At 47.1% G+C, this 14008-nt stretch carries 16 protein-coding genes; 2 read left to right on the top strand and 14 right to left on the bottom strand.

The features are described from left to right. Positions 1-19: 19 nt before the first annotated feature. The 4 genes from grpE to lepA all read right to left on the bottom strand — a co-directional run bounded on the left by grpE (position 20) and on the right by lepA (position 5110). A complete protein-coding gene (gene grpE, locus DHX103_RS15500; protein ID WP_422123117.1) occupies positions 20-646 on the bottom strand; it encodes a nucleotide exchange factor GrpE in 627 nt (208 codons plus the stop codon). Positions 647-721: 75 nt separating this feature from the next. Continuing rightward, positions 722-1750 carry a heat-inducible transcriptional repressor HrcA gene (gene hrcA / locus DHX103_RS15495; protein WP_422123116.1) on the bottom strand — a complete coding sequence of 343 codons (1029 nt, stop codon included), beginning with the start codon at positions 1748-1750 and terminating at the stop codon, positions 722-724. Between the two features lie 333 nt (positions 1751-2083). Continuing rightward, entirely contained in the window at positions 2084-3223 is a 1140-nt protein-coding gene (gene hemW / locus DHX103_RS15490) for a radical SAM family heme chaperone HemW (RefSeq protein ID WP_422123115.1), read from the bottom strand. A 57-nt stretch (positions 3224-3280) separates the two neighbouring features. Further along, positions 3281-5110, bottom strand: coding sequence for a translation elongation factor 4 (lepA, locus tag DHX103_RS15485; RefSeq protein WP_422123114.1), 1830 nt, complete (start codon positions 5108-5110; stop codon positions 3281-3283). A gap of 219 nt (positions 5111-5329) precedes the next feature. On the opposite strand from lepA, the gene rpsT reads away from it, so the two are divergent. Further along, the gene (gene rpsT, locus DHX103_RS15480) at positions 5330-5578 is read left to right on the top strand and encodes a 30S ribosomal protein S20 (RefSeq protein ID WP_422123113.1); all 249 of its coding nucleotides are present in this window, start codon (positions 5330-5332) and stop codon (positions 5576-5578) included. A 90-nt stretch (positions 5579-5668) separates the two neighbouring features. On the opposite strand, the gene holA is transcribed toward rpsT, so the two are convergent. Further along, a complete protein-coding gene (gene holA / locus DHX103_RS15475; protein WP_422123112.1) occupies positions 5669-6691 on the bottom strand; it encodes a DNA polymerase III subunit delta in 1023 nt (340 codons plus the stop codon). Between the two features lie 155 nt (positions 6692-6846). On the opposite strand from holA, the gene DHX103_RS15470 reads away from it, so the two are divergent. Further along, a complete protein-coding gene (locus DHX103_RS15470) occupies positions 6847-6981 on the top strand; it encodes a YqzM family protein (RefSeq protein WP_144840127.1) in 135 nt (44 codons plus the stop codon). A gap of 36 nt (positions 6982-7017) precedes the next feature. Here DHX103_RS15470 and DHX103_RS15465 read toward each other — a convergent pair whose 3' ends face one another. From DHX103_RS15465 to aroE, 9 genes are all read right to left on the bottom strand, one after another. After that, a complete protein-coding gene (locus tag DHX103_RS15465) occupies positions 7018-9150 on the bottom strand; it encodes a DNA internalization-related competence protein ComEC/Rec2 (RefSeq protein WP_422123111.1) in 2133 nt (710 codons plus the stop codon). 140 nt (positions 9151-9290) lie between these two features. Then, positions 9291-9866 carry a ComE operon protein 2 gene (locus tag DHX103_RS15460; protein WP_422123110.1) on the bottom strand — a complete coding sequence of 192 codons (576 nt, stop codon included), beginning with the start codon at positions 9864-9866 and terminating at the stop codon, positions 9291-9293. A 63-nt stretch (positions 9867-9929) separates the two neighbouring features. Continuing rightward, entirely contained in the window at positions 9930-10631 is a 702-nt protein-coding gene (locus DHX103_RS15455; RefSeq protein WP_422123109.1) for a helix-hairpin-helix domain-containing protein, read from the bottom strand. 67 nt (positions 10632-10698) lie between these two features. After that, entirely contained in the window at positions 10699-11427 is a 729-nt protein-coding gene (locus DHX103_RS15450; RefSeq protein ID WP_422123108.1) for a class I SAM-dependent DNA methyltransferase, read from the bottom strand. Next, positions 11424-11762: a ribosome silencing factor gene (rsfS, locus tag DHX103_RS15445; protein WP_422123107.1), complete on the bottom strand. Its 339-nt coding sequence runs from the start codon at positions 11760-11762 to the stop codon at positions 11424-11426. Before rsfS ends, DHX103_RS15450 begins: the two co-directional genes overlap by 4 nt. After that, complete coding sequence (gene yqeK, locus DHX103_RS15440; RefSeq protein WP_422123106.1) at positions 11759-12334, bottom strand: bis(5'-nucleosyl)-tetraphosphatase (symmetrical) YqeK; 576 nt, start codon at positions 12332-12334, stop codon at positions 11759-11761. The genes rsfS and yqeK overlap by 4 nt, the downstream gene beginning before the upstream one ends. After that, a complete protein-coding gene (locus DHX103_RS15435) occupies positions 12303-12890 on the bottom strand; it encodes a nicotinate-nucleotide adenylyltransferase (RefSeq protein WP_422123105.1) in 588 nt (195 codons plus the stop codon). The genes yqeK and DHX103_RS15435 overlap by 32 nt, the downstream gene beginning before the upstream one ends. After that, complete coding sequence (gene yhbY, locus DHX103_RS15430; protein WP_422123104.1) at positions 12887-13186, bottom strand: ribosome assembly RNA-binding protein YhbY; 300 nt, start codon at positions 13184-13186, stop codon at positions 12887-12889. Before yhbY ends, DHX103_RS15435 begins: the two co-directional genes overlap by 4 nt. Then, positions 13173-14000, bottom strand: a complete 828-nt coding sequence (gene aroE, locus DHX103_RS15425; RefSeq protein ID WP_422123103.1) for a shikimate dehydrogenase — start codon at positions 13998-14000, stop codon at positions 13173-13175. The genes yhbY and aroE overlap by 14 nt, the downstream gene beginning before the upstream one ends. Positions 14001-14008 lie beyond the last annotated feature (8 nt).

The following is a 14008-nucleotide window of genomic DNA, read 5'->3' as shown; positions in this document are numbered from 1 at the left end:
AAATTCCTCCAATTAACTATTATTCGTTTACTTTAACCATTGCCGGACGTAAAACTCTGCCTTTTAGGCTGTATCCTTTTTGCAATTCCTGTAATACGGTGCCCGGCTCCGCATTATCATCTTTTTCCTGCATAACTGCCTGATGGAAATTGGGATCGAATGATTCCCCAACAGCTGGAATCTCTTCCAAGCCTTCACGGTTTACCGCTTCAAGCAAGGATTTCTGAACCATTTCGACGCCTTTCATAATCGAGGCAGCGTCGTCACTTTTCGTTTCAACCGCCAAGGCGCGTTCGAAATTATCCAATACCGGAAGCAGGTCCGTCAGCAATGACTGCGAACGGAATTTGGAAGCAATTTCCCGGTCTTTTTGGGCACGACGTTTGAAATTATCATAATCAGCCAAAAGGCGCAGATATTTATTCTGTTCCGCTTCCACTTCGTCTTTCAGTCTGGCGATTTCTTCTTCTTTGGTTTCTTCCACGATTTCCTGTTCTTCAATGCTGTTTTCTGCAGATGCAGATTCTTCACTCAAGGGTTCAGCCGGAGAATCGGTGTTATCGCCTGTTTGCTGTTCAACCGAAGATTCTTCGATGTCTGCTGCGCTAGTTTCCTCTTGGGTCAGAGGCTTTTTTTCATTAAACAAATGATGTTCCTCCTTATGTTCATACTGTCCAGACTCCGGCGCCCCGGCTTAACGGGTGCCATCGCTTTTCTTAGCTTAATTCCGGAAAATCCGGGTAAGCTCTTTGGAAAGATCGCCGCTCAATGTATCCAGCAACGACACGATTCGCTTATAATCCATCCTTTTCGGACCGACGATTGCGATTGAACCGGTCTGTTCCTGGCCGATATCATAAGATACCGTTATTACCGAACAATCTTCCATCGCTGACAGTGCATTTTCTGAACCGATACGGATATGGAGCCCCTGATTGCCGACTGGAATGATCATCGGAATATGCTCCGTTTCTTCCATCACATCCATCAGGCTCCTGATCTTATGAAGATCGTGAAAATCCGGCTGATTCAGGATATTCAGCTTTCCGCCGTAATAGACGTTTTTCCCCCGGGGAAGTATGACCGCCTGCCGGAAAGTCGAAAATAACTCTCCGTAGCGTTCCATATGCTGCTTCATGACCATCATCGTTTCCTGTTCCAGCCGCGAATGCAGATCGTACAAGGAAACACCCACCAGGCGTTCGTTCAGGATATTGACCATTTTTTCGATTTCAGAAGGATTGAGTCCCTCCGGAATCGGAAAAATCCTGTTTTCAACATGGCCCGAATCCGTCACGATGATCGCCACTGCGGAACTGCTTGTCAACGGCACGATCGACAATTTCTTGACGATATGCCGCTCTACATCCGGTCCCAGCAGGATTGATGTGTAATTGGTCAACTCCGATAGAATCATCGCGGACCGTTTAATCACTTCTTCGGTCTCGCTGATCTTATCTTCGAAAATGGAGCGCAATTGGATAATATCTTCTTTCGGAAGCGGCCGTGGCGTCAGCAGATGGTCCACGTAATAGCGGTAGCCTCTCTCCGAAGGAATCCGGCCGGAAGAGGTATGGGTCTTTTCAAGAAATCCCATACTTTCCAAATCGGCCATCTCGTTCCGGATGGTTGCGGAACTGAACGAGAGCCCTGATTTTTTAGATAGTTGGCTTGATCCCACCGGCTGCGCTGATTGAATATAATCATCCACTGTCACTTTTAAAATGAGCAGTTGCCGTTCTGTTAACATGATCATCACCTCTGTTAGCACTCTAGTAGCGCGAGTGCTAAGACTACACTAAAATTACCAAATTACATTTCCCTTGTCAACGATTGCGCATTTGATTAGGCGGATCAATTATTTTTTAATCGATATTCCGCAAAACAGCTTCGCTTGCCTGGGGGCTCGCGCTGAGCTAACTCGGTCTCGTTTCACTTCGCCCGAGTGGATCTCAGCACTTCGCTTGGCCCCCTGGGCGTCTTCGCTGTTTTGCTCCATATCTTAGAGAGCCTCTTCACCAAAGTTAACCACTCAGCGCCAAAGCGTAAATAAAAACAAATTCCCGTATACTCTTTAATTCTTCTATGCCAGTAAAAATTGTTCGAAAACATTATTGCCGATAAAGCGTCCTTGTTTTGTCAGCTTCACTCTGCCGTTTTCAATGACCAGGTTTTCGCTCGCAATTTCTTTTTTCAGGATGTCGCCATAAACGGATTCCATCTCGACTCCAAATTTTTCGTTGAAATGGTCCAGCGACACGCCGGCAGTTTTGCGCAGGCCGAGAAACATTTCTTCTTCCATCTGTTCTTTCCGTGGCACTTCGTGGCTGTTCAGAATCGGGCGTTTGCCTTCATCCAGCGGTTCCATGTATTTTTTTAATGGACCGGCATTGGAGTAGCGGATGCCGTGGACATAGCCATGCGATCCCGCTCCGGCGCCAATATATTCTTCATTGTCCCAATACAGCAGATTATGGCGGGACTCCGAACCTTGACGGGCGAAGTTCGAAATTTCGTATTGCAATAAACCCCGTTTTTCCATTTCATCCATCAATTTTTCATACATATCCGCTTCGAGGTCTTCTGTGACCGTATTCAATTTCCCTTTGGTCATCAGATTATAAAAGACCGTTTTCGGTTCGATGATCAGCGAATAAGCTGAAAAATGCGGAAGGTCGAAAGCAAAAGCCTGTTCGAGCGTATCTTCCCATTGCTTCATCGTCTGGCCCGGCAAACCGTACATCAAATCGAAACTCAGATCTGTAAAGCCGACTTTGCGTGCATCCTCAACCGCTCTTGCTACATCGTTATTGCTGTGCGTCCGGCCAAGCCGTTTCAGCAAATCTTCGTCGAACGACTGAACGCCCATGCTGAGGCGATTGACTCCGCCTTTAAACAGCAACTGCATCTTTTCATACGTCAATTCATCGGGGTTTGCTTCAGAGGTCCATTCCAAATTATCCGCCATCGGCACAAATTCGTGGATATAACCCAGCAATTTTTCGAGTTGCTGCGGCTCGAGAGAGGTTGGTGTGCCTCCGCCAAGGAAGATTGTTTCCATCGGCTGGTCGAGAGCACCTTGCTGCTTCCATAAAGAAAGTTCTTTACCGAGTGAATCGATGTAAGCATCCACCGGCTGGTCTTTAAAGAACACTTTATTGAAATCACAATAAAAACAGATTTGGTGACAAAATGGAATATGGATATACAATCCCTTAACCATTGATATTCCTCTTTTCTAATAGGAAAAGGAGGCTTAAACACCGCCTCCTCCTTTCACTTATTTTGATTGGTCGTCCATTTTCAATATGGCCATGAACGCTTCCTGTGGCACTTCAACATTACCCACTTGCTTCATGCGTTTCTTACCTTCTTTTTGCTTATCAAGCAATTTCCGTTTACGGGAAATGTCACCGCCGTAGCATTTCGCCAGGACGTTTTTGCGCATAGCGCTGATGGTCTGGCGGGCAACGATTTTTTGGCCGATTGCAGCCTGGATTGGCACTTCGAATTGCTGCCTCGGGATCAGATTTTTCAGCTTGTCGACGATTACTTTGCCGCGTTCGTAAGCAAATTCACTGTGGACAATAAAGCTCAAGGCATCCACTTGCTCCGAGTTCAGCAAGATATCCATTTTCACAAGTTTTGATTCTCTATAGCCGATTAATTCATAGTCGAATGAAGCATAGCCCTTCGTCCCTGATTTTAATTGGTCGAAGAAATCATAGACGATTTCCGCAAGCGGCAATTCGTAGATGATGCTGACACGCGAATTGTCCAAATAATCCATTGTCAGGAAATTCCCGCGTTTTTTCTGGCAGATCTCCATGACAGCTCCCACGTAATCATTCGGCACCATAATGGTTGCCTTCACATACGGTTCTTCCACAAATTTGATCTTTTGTGCATCCGGCATCATCGCCGGGTTATCAATTTTCAACACTTCATCATCGGTCATATGAACGTTGTAAATAACACTTGGCGCTGTAGTGATCAAGTCGATATTAAACTCGCGTTCAATGCGTTCCTGAACGATTTCCATATGCAATAATCCGAGGAATCCGCAGCGATAGCCAAAACCGAGCGCCTGAGACGACTCCGGTTCGAATTGCAGCGCTGCGTCATTCAATTCCAGTTTTTCAAGCGCATCCCGAAGGTCATTGTATTTCGAGGTATCAATCGGATAAAGTCCGCAATACACCATCGGGTTCATGCGGCGATAACCTGGCAACGCTTCTGATGCAGGATTTCTGGCCAGCGTAATCGTGTCACCGACCGGTGCGTCGCCGACGTTTTTAATGGCTGCTGTCAGGAATCCAACATCGCCGACAGTCAATTCTTCGCGAAGAGTCGCCCGTGGTGTGAAAACACCCGCTTCGATCACTTCAAATTCTTTTTCGCTGGACATCATTTTGATCTTGTCGCCCGGCTTTACAGTGCCTTCGACGATTCTTACATAGGAAACGATTCCGCGGTACGGGTCGTAAAGCGAATCGAAAATCAGCGCTTTTAACGGCGCACCCGGGTCGCCGGTTGGTGCTGGAACTTTTTCAACAATCTGCTCCAGAATCTCTTCGATGCCGATGCCGGCTTTCGCAGAAGCAAGCACCGCTTCGGAAGCGTCCAGACCAATAACTTCTTCCACTTCCTGGCGAACCCGTTCCGGATCCGCAGCAGGCAAATCGATTTTATTGATGACCGGCAGAATTTCAAGATTATTGTCCAATGCCAGATAAACGTTTGCCAATGTCTGCGCTTCGATGCCCTGTGCCGCATCCACGACCAGGATAGCACCTTCACAGGCTGCCAGGCTGCGGGAAACTTCGTAGGTGAAATCGACATGGCCCGGCGTATCGATCAAATGCATGATATACGTTTCGCCGTCTTTCGCCGTGTAATTTAGCTGGACAGCGTTCAATTTGATAGTAATTCCGCGCTCGCGCTCCAAATCCATGGAATCAAGCAATTGCTCTTTCATTTCCCTTGAAGTCAGGGCTTTTGTTCTCTCCAGTATGCGGTCGGCAAGCGTAGATTTCCCGTGATCGATGTGTGCGATGATGGAAAAATTACGTATTTTGCTTTGACGCGCTAATCTCTGTTCTTGGTTCATGGTCCACACTCCTATACAAACTACTATGAATTATAGCAGTACGCCAGCCATTGAGCAATGAATGCAGTAGAATTCATTTCACTGTAAAGGCAAACTTCTTTGCACGTATCTATTGCATTCCTTCTCCCCGTTTGATAAAATAATTCATGTTGTATAGAGACATTATAAGAGTTGAGGTGTTTCCCATCTCTTTTCCTAATTGTCTAGGAGGTGAAAGATATGCCAAACATTAAATCTGCGATCAAACGTGTGAGAACGAACGAGTCTAAAAACGCTCAAAACACGAAAGCTAAATCAGCAATGCGTTCATCTTTGAAAAAAGCTGAGCACGCTTTGACTAACAAAGACGAAAACGCTAGCGCTACGGTTAAAGTTGCGATTAAACAAGTGGAAAAAGCGGCTTCAAAAGGCTTAATCCATAGAAACACTGCAGCCCGCCAAAAATCTCGCTTGATGAAACAAGCGTAAACATGTGAAAAGCCGGTTCCTTTTTAAAAGGAGCCGGCTTTTTTTGTTGTTTGAAATTAATATTTTTATCACCGATATTCCGTAAAACATTTAACTCTTCTTCACGGCTCGCTTCATCAGGAAGAATTCCAGGACGCGTTCGCGGTTGCCGCTGACTGTTTTGAGCTGCAGATCGATAGCGGCCAGGTCACCGAGCACTTCAAGCAGGCGCTGCTCGGAAATGTGCTGGCGTTTTTCGACTAAAAGCTTCACACGATAGGGGTGTGCTTTTAATTGTTTGGAAATTTGCTGCGCGTGGTAGCCTTTTTTCTGCAGATAATAGACATGCACCATGAAACGGATCTGCGATGCCAGCAACGCAGCTAGCGCAACCGGTTCTTCTTTTTGCCGAAGCAGATCGTAATAGACGCTGAGCGCGGTGCTGACATTGCCGTCGAGATAAGCCTGCAGCATTTTGAAAGCATCCTGCTCGAGCGTGCGTGCTGTCATCCTTTCAACCAGTTCTTCGGTGATCTCCCCTTCTGCTCCCAGAAAGAGGGACATCTTTTCAATTTCTGATGACAATAAAGTCAGATTGGTGCCGGCCATCTCGACCAGTTTGCGGACAGCTTTCCGGTCGATGTCCTTGCCGAATGATTTTGCTTCCTGCGCCAGCCACGATTCGAGGTCGTTTGCCTGAAGAGCTTTGGCTTCGATCAGAACGGCATGTTGCTTGATGGATTTCACGATTTTTTTCCGTTCGTCCAGTTTTTCATATGGGGCTACAAAGATGGTGACGGAACTTGACGGTGGATTTTGCAGCCAGGACTCCAGCGTTTTCAAATCGTGATTGATCTTTTCTTTGCCGCGCTCGGCGGCTTTCAGGAATGAGGCATTTTTTGCGATAATCAATTTCCGGTCGCTGAAAAACGGAAAGGTGTCCGCTTCGTCGATGACGTGTTCCACCGGGACCTCGTCGAGATCGAAGAATGACAATTCGAGCTCCCCCGCCTGGGTCATCGAGGATTTTAATAGATCCAATGTTTTTTCGATAAAATAACTTTCGGTGCCTATGATGAGATACACTGGGTCGATTTGACCGCTGCGTATGGATTTCCAAACTGAAGTGATCATGTTACCGCCTCCTGTCTCTACTATATCGGATTTTCGGCATTTTGTGGGATTTGTCTTTTCTGTGACGGCACTTAAATTCAGCCGCTTAAATGAAGTTCAATGTAGATTTTTGAGTTGCACTAGCTTATAATTAGAGGGAATTAGGAGGGATAGCCATGAATGAATTTGAAAATAATGTACAATCGAAGCGGAACGACGCCATCGATGCCGGTATGGGATTTGTGGTATCATTCGTGTTCTTCGCAACTATCTTTATTATCGCGGCAGTTGTACAATACGTAGCACTTTAATTCAATGAGGTTTCGGCTATCCAGCCGAAACCTTTTTTATTTGGATGTAATTACTGTATAGGCTCCGTCCTGAAAAATGATCTCGATTGTCCCCTGCTCTGCTGTGCTGAGTGTCGGCAGAGACAGCGACTCGAACCTTTCTACCACTTCTTCTGCGGGATGCCCATAGCGATTGTCTTTGCCGGCGGAAAAAATTGACAGTTCTGGTTGGAGTGTTGAGAGAAAGGTATCTCCGCTGGATGTCTTGCTTCCATGATGGCCCACTTTCAATACGGTGATATCGGCGAGTCGGTCTCCATACAGCCCGATAATTCTGTTTTCCCCCGCTGTTTCCAGATCACCGGTAAACAGCAATTTAAATCCTTCATATTCCATCAGCAGCACGAGCGAATCGTTATTGCCGTCATAAACTCCATCCTCCGGACTTACATAAGTGAAGTTGACCCCTCCGTTCTGCCAGTGGCTCTCCTGCCCCGGCAGCCGGATTGTCGTCTGATTCAAATCCTTTTGCAACGCTTTCATGATATCCGAATTCTGAGAACCCGGAGTCAGGTGAAGTTCTTTCACATCGAACAGCTGGAGAATTTCATCTGCACCTTCCGCGTGGTCGGCATCCGGATGGCTCAGAATCATTTTATCAATCTTCGCTATGCCATTGCCGTGCAAATACGGGGCCACAATTTGCCGACCGACTTCAAAAGGGCGGTTTCTGTCGCTGAATCCTTCCCTGCCGAAACGCAGCACACCTCCCGTGTCAATGAGGTAAACGCCTTTCCGGTACGGCAATTGGATCAACGCACTGTCTCCCTGGCCCACATCAATGATCGTCACCTTTAATGCCCCATCAAAATACGGAACGGCGGTGAAAACGATCGCCGGCAAAATTCCGATAGCCACTTTCCACCAGCGAAAACCCTTCTCCATCAAACTGTAAAACAAGATCACCCCAGCAATCATCAACCCTAAAAAAACACTATTCGGTTTTCCCGGAATCCACATCTGATGGGGCCACTCTGCCAGCCAAATGGTCCAATGTTCCACAAATGTCCGAAACGGCTCATAAAAATAAAAGATGAAATCTGCCGCCGGTTGAAACAACAAGGTCAAAACGAGCAATAAAATATTCACCGGCAGAATTAATAGCGTATAGAGTGGTACAAAAAAGCTGTTTACAGTAAAAGATGACAATGACAAGCCATAAAAATGGAACAGCAAAATCGGGTATAACGTAAACTGCGAGATGAAAGTGATCAGCAAGCCCATGCGGATGGGCGATTTTGCGGTTTCCAGCAACCTTAATGAATAAATGATACCGAAACTTGCCCCGTATGACAGCTGAAAGCCAATCTTATAGATGATATAGGGATTTATTGTGATAAAGAACATAAAACTCAGCAGCAGAATTGTGGCAATGGGCACCCGAATCCGAAAGAGCTTCAGCACGAGAACCGCCATCGTCATACTGACGGCCCGCCAAACAGACGGGGCACCGCCGGCCATAAAGGCGTAGAAAGGCAAAACCGCCAACAACAGCATCATTGCCGTTTCTTTTCTTATGCCGCAGCGTAGCATCAATAAATACAGGAGACCGCTGATGATTGCGACGTGGAGTCCGGATATGGCAAAAAGATGCGAAATGCCGAGTGTCTGTTGAATCCGCTGCTGTTCGGTGGTGATGCTTTCCCGTTCACCAATCAGCAATGCTTCAGCTTCTGCCGTTAAACTGGCCGGAAAACTGGCGCGGATATGCTGCTTCAGATTTTCTCTTCTAGCGGATAGGGCGGCATCAAAGCCGTCCGAACTCCCGATTAATTCCACCTTTTGGAGATCCAGCAAAGATGACGCGCCATTATTGTCAAGGTAGGCCGCCATATCAAAGGCAAAGTCATGCGCTGCCTCTTCCGGTTTTTCGATGGCTCCCGATACAGTCAACACCGCATTTCGGAGTAATTCTGCCTTTGCCTTCATTTCTTCCGGAGATGTAAAACGGTAAGTGGCATAAACCAATCCTCCGTCTTCGAGTTCCAAAAAGCCCCTCACCGCTTCTCCGTCAATTTTAAATCCTTCCTGAAATTCAGCCTGGCCATCGTAACGCTCCGTATATTCCGGCAACGCTGCGTGCCGGAGGTCCTGGACAATAAATAACACGCTCGCAGCCAGCAGGACCAACGTAAAAACTCCAAACTTCTCCTTCTTCCAAAGCATCCATAGAAAAAGCAGCGCCATGAACACGAGAATCCCAGGTGCGTCATGCGCTGCTATTGTGCCGATTACCGCGGCGGCGGCAAGATATATCGCCGTATTCCGGCTTAAACTTTTATCTCTTCTCCAAATAATGCCTTCACCCGCTCATTATAATGAGCCAACTCTTCCTCGCTGCCACCTTTTTCACGCAATTTCTCCAGCAATTCCATATAAAGAGCTGCCTTCTCTACGCTCAAAAAGTCTATTTGGCGTTCATCAAAAATTACTTGCACCACTTCCACATCGGCCTGTTCCAATAACTCGATGGCGTATTCATGATTTTTGTAGTCGGCTGCATAATACAATCGGGAAATTCCAGCCTGAATGATTGATTTTGTGCATTGGAGACAAGGGAAATGGCTGACATACATATCGGCGCCGCTCACACTGACACCGTATTTCGAGCATTGCAGCAATGCGTTCATTTCCGCATGGATCGTCCGTACACAATGGCCGTCCACAACATAACAGCCTTTATCGATGCAATGGTCGCCACCGGAAATCGAGCCGTTATAGCCTCCAGCAATAATCCTTCTGTCGCGGACGATGGTCGCTCCCACTGCCAAACGCGTGCAAGTGCTTCTTAACGCCAGTAAATGGCTTTGCGCCATGAAAAATTGGTCCCAAGTTATTCGCTTCATTTAATTGCCCCCCGCTTTATACTGTCAATTTCAGTTTAGCAGAGGTGGAAAGGACGTCAACAATCAGTTCACCGAAATCGCATCTTTCAAATTCTCGAATGTTTTATCGCCGATGCCCGTGACATCTTTCAACGCTTCAATCGAGGCGAATGGCCCATTTTCTTCCCGGTGGGCAATTATGGCCGCAGCTTTCGATGGACCGATGCCCGGAAGTGTCGACAGACCCGCTTCATCCGCGGCATTGATGTTCACCGTGCCGCCTGTACCAGCGGCTGAAGTGCCACTCGCCGACTGCGTGATCACTGGGGGTGCGATTGCCGCCTCCCCCATTTTCGGGACATAGACGCTCATTTCATCCGTTAATTTCATGGCCATATTGAGGGACAGATCATCTGCATCCGGCAAAAGGCCGCCGGCAAGGTCGATTGCGTCATGCAATCTTGAATCCGGAGGCATTTCAAATACACCCGGTGCATTCACCTGGCCTTTGATCTCTACGAGAATGTTCTCGGGTTCCGTTTCCGGTTCGTTGATAATGGTTGGGGTTTCACTCAGCTGAGGGGATTCAGCTTCTATCAGATCAGATGGTGCCGCTGTAATTTCTTCGGAATCACCATGGGGAAATAAAAAATAAAGCGCCAGCAACGAGATGACTGCAGCGGGGATCAGCAGTCTGCTGTATTTACTGAAAATCTGTTGGATTGTCAGTTTGCATCCCTCTTTCCAGCGGGAAGCAATTAAATGGAAGCTGTCTGAATTATACATTTATTGTAAGCGTCTGTCTATCCCACTAAAAAAAAACCACCATAAATGGTGGCTTTGAAAATTGCTGCTATACTTTTTTCGCACAGAAGAAAATTCGTTCGCTGTCCTCTGAAGGTGCTTCATCGGTATAGTCTGCCGTAATCGATTCAATCACGAATCCGGCTGCTTTCAACCAGGTGCTGTAAGTTGACACTGGAAATGTCCGCTGCTCATGGGTTTCTTCGAAGCGTTGATAAAGCTCTTCCTGCTGGCGCACAAAAAAGGAAATGTCGTGCACAACGCTGTGCTCGGCTCCTCCCTTTTCTGTGTGCCAGATAAAGGAAACTTCATCATCATCCAGAACGAACGGGCTGTCCATATAAACTTCATCCACTTTATAGAGTGAATGTACGTCAAAAAACAACATGCCGCCGTCATTCAACGCTTTATGCACTTCACTGAATGTTTTTTGCACCTGTTCGCCGGACTTCAAATAATTCAAAGAATCAATAGCGATGGTGACAACATCAAAGCCTTGCAGGCCTTCGAGATTGTCCATCGACAATTGATAAGTGGGAATGCGCAGGTTGGCACTTTGGAATCGCTGGTTCGCCATCGTCAGCATCTCTTCTGACAGATCGCTGGCTGTGACTTCATAGCCCAGTTCAGCAAAAAGTTGAGACAATGTTCCGGTTCCGCAGGCCAAATCCAATAATTTTCCGGAGGTTTGCCTTGAGGCCACCCATTCAACATACTGGTCATATGGGACGTCCTGCATCAGGCTATCGTAAATTGACGCAAATTTGCCGTAGCTCATATTTCCATTTCAGGCGCTTCTCTCCAGAGGCGCTCCAAATTGTAATAAGAACGTTCGTCTTTATGGAAAATATGTGCAACCACATCGCCAAGGTCGACAAGAATCCAGCGAGCCGAGTCGAAACCTTCGACACTTTTCACTTCATTTCCCGCTTCGTTGGATTTCTCGATCATTTCACGCGCAATTGCTTGTACTTGACGGTCTGAGTTCGCGCTGCAGATAATGAAATAATCTGCCAGCAAAGAGATTCCCTCCATATTAAGGACAACGATGTCCTCCGCTTTTTTATCTTCGGCTGCTTGATAAGCCATTTGCAATAATGTATGTTCAGTCATTCTTTCACTATCCCTTTCTGTTGCACGAAGTATTCATAACACTTCAGTGAATCCGGATATACCGGCTGATTTTTTGATACAAGAAAATCGATGCTGTGTTTGACGCAGGCTTCCATCATAACATCCAATCCCTGTTCTTTTAATTGACGCAATTCTTCGACGCCTTTAAACTTTCTGTTCGGTTCCACGAGGTCAGCAATATAAATCACTTTTTCGAGGTCGGACATCCCGGCACGGCCTGTCGTATGGTAGCGGATGGCATTTAATACGTCTTCATCCGTTACGCCAAATTCAGAAGCAGCGACGTAAGCCCCGACTGGAGCATGCCATAATTCTGAATGATATTCCAATAGCAGGGGGTCCATGTTTTCTTTTTCGATAATGGATTTCATCCATTCCCGATCGGAAAATTTTGCAACGTCGTGCAGAATCGCAGCCACCTGCGCTTTTTCCTGCGCCACCCCAAAACGGATGGCGAGTGCAGTTGCGGTGTTCAACACGCCGACAACATGGCCATAGCGATTGTCCGGGAGACGTTTCTTAACGATCTGAAGCATTCTGCTCTGATTCATACAACCTCTCCTTTCGGATATAGGCTTCGACTTTCTCCGGCACGAAAAATGTCAGTGGCCGGGCTGCTGCAACTCTTTCCCGCAGCATCGTCGAAGAAAGATGCATTTCTGGTGAATCAATCATCATTACCCGAAAATCGGTGCCAGCGTCATAGCCCGGCCGGCCGATTCCAACAAACTGGACCATGTTCGCCAATTCGTGGATCCGATGCCAGGAATTCAAATCTTCGATCGAATCTCCGCCGACGATGAAATAAAAATCCGTTTCCGGTTCCATCTCTACTAATCGGCTGAGCGTGTTGAAGGTGTAGGAAACGCCGCCAGCCGTAATTTCAGTATCCTCGATGCGGAATTGCGGGAAACCTTCAATCGCCAATTGCGTCATTTTCAGACGCTGGGCAGCATCGACACCGTGGACCTCCTTATGCGGAGCAACCGCATTCGGCATGAACCTGACTTCATCCAGGCCCAGGCTGTGATAGGCTTCATTGGCCATGATCAGATGTCCGAAATGCGGCGGATTAAAGGTACCTCCCAAAATCCCGACTCTCTTCATCTTTTCACCGGCAGCTCGATCCGCTTATTATTTACTGACTGTTTATAAAGAACAACAGTGTGGCCAATCAACTGCACCAATTCAGCTTTTGTTTCTTTGGCCAATTTTTCAGCCACTTCGTGTTTACCATCTTCATTGTTCTGCAGAATGCTGATTTTCACCAATTCACGCTTTTCCAGTGCTTCTGAAATTTGAACGATCATTGCTTCGTTGACTCCGCCTTTGCCGACTTGAAAAATCGGGTCGACGTGATGTGCTTCACTTCTTAAAAAACGTTTTTGCTTACCTGTTAACATAAGTGCCTCCTAGTTTTTCCGTTATCATTTGGATCATATTTTCAGTGTCCGGTTTGATGTCTGTCCATTTTTCAAAAGCGATTGCGCCCTGATAGACGAACATGCCTACACCATTCAGCGTCCTGCAGCCTTTTTGTTCGGCTACTTTCAGGAATGGTGTATCAATCGGATTATAGACGATATCTGCAGCCAATGCCCCTGCCCGGACATTTTGGAGTGCGATGGGCAAAGCTTCATCCTCCGCCAAACCGACTGACGTTGTCTGGATGATGATGTCAAAGTCACCAAGTTGTCGCTCAGCTTCCGCTTTCATCATAGACTTGCTGCCGCTTTCTTCAGCCAGTTCCTCAGCGCGCCGATGCGTCCGATTGGTGATTGTGACGTCACCAAAACCTGCGCGTTTCAATGCGAAACTGATGCCTCTTGCTGCACCGCCCGCGCCGATCAGCAGAATTTTGGAATCCGGATTCGGCTCTGTGGTCAACAGCGACTTCACAAAACCATCACCGTCCGTATTGCTGCCTCGGTAACTTTTGCCGTTTTGCACAACGGTGTTGACCGCATCCATCACAGACGCCGTATCATCAACGCCGTCGAGCAGCGGAATGATGGCCTGTTTATGCGGCAAAGTCACATTAAATCCGCTCGCCCCAAGCAATTGGAGCGACTCGAAAGCCTGTTTTAAATTTGAAGGTTCGACATGAATCGGTATAAATGTTGCATCTATGCCGTTTTCTTTGAACCACGTATCATGCATGAACGGTGACAATGAATGGGAAATCGGGTCGCCGATCACCGCATACCATTTTTTCATCCAATCCC

It is taken from the genome of Planococcus daihaiensis (assembly GCF_049262615.1).
Taxonomy (GTDB): Bacteria; Bacillota; Bacilli; order Bacillales_A; family Planococcaceae; genus Planococcus.
This window is presented reverse-complemented; position numbering and strand designations above follow the sequence as displayed.

Bases quoted from the DNA above. Each gene is read 5' to 3' on its own strand.
- hrcA (WP_422123116.1), bottom strand. From the start codon at position 1,750: ATGTTAACAGAACGGCAACTGCTCATTTTAAAAGTGACAGTGGATGAT.
- hemW (WP_422123115.1), bottom strand. From the start codon at position 3,223: ATGGTTAAGGGATTGTATATCCATATTCCATTTTGTCACCAAATCTGT.
- lepA (WP_422123114.1), bottom strand. From the start codon at position 5,110: ATGAACCAAGAACAGAGATTAGCGCGTCAAAGCAAAATACGTAATTTT.
- rpsT (WP_422123113.1), top strand. From the start codon at position 5,330: ATGCCAAACATTAAATCTGCGATCAAACGTGTGAGAACGAACGAGTCT.
- holA (WP_422123112.1), bottom strand. From the start codon at position 6,691: ATGATCACTTCAGTTTGGAAATCCATACGCAGCGGTCAAATCGACCCA.
- DHX103_RS15470 (WP_144840127.1), top strand. From the start codon at position 6,847: ATGAATGAATTTGAAAATAATGTACAATCGAAGCGGAACGACGCCATC.
- DHX103_RS15460 (WP_422123110.1), bottom strand. From the start codon at position 9,866: ATGAAGCGAATAACTTGGGACCAATTTTTCATGGCGCAAAGCCATTTA.
- DHX103_RS15455 (WP_422123109.1), bottom strand. From the start codon at position 10,631: ATGTATAATTCAGACAGCTTCCATTTAATTGCTTCCCGCTGGAAAGAG.
- DHX103_RS15450 (WP_422123108.1), bottom strand. From the start codon at position 11,427: ATGAGCTACGGCAAATTTGCGTCAATTTACGATAGCCTGATGCAGGAC.
- rsfS (WP_422123107.1), bottom strand. From the start codon at position 11,762: ATGACTGAACATACATTATTGCAAATGGCTTATCAAGCAGCCGAAGAT.
- yqeK (WP_422123106.1), bottom strand. From the start codon at position 12,334: ATGAATCAGAGCAGAATGCTTCAGATCGTTAAGAAACGTCTCCCGGAC.
- DHX103_RS15435 (WP_422123105.1), bottom strand. From the start codon at position 12,890: ATGAAGAGAGTCGGGATTTTGGGAGGTACCTTTAATCCGCCGCATTTC.
- yhbY (WP_422123104.1), bottom strand. From the start codon at position 13,186: ATGTTAACAGGTAAGCAAAAACGTTTTTTAAGAAGTGAAGCACATCAC.
- aroE (WP_422123103.1), bottom strand. From the start codon at position 14,000: ATGAAAAAATGGTATGCGGTGATCGGCGACCCGATTTCCCATTCATTG.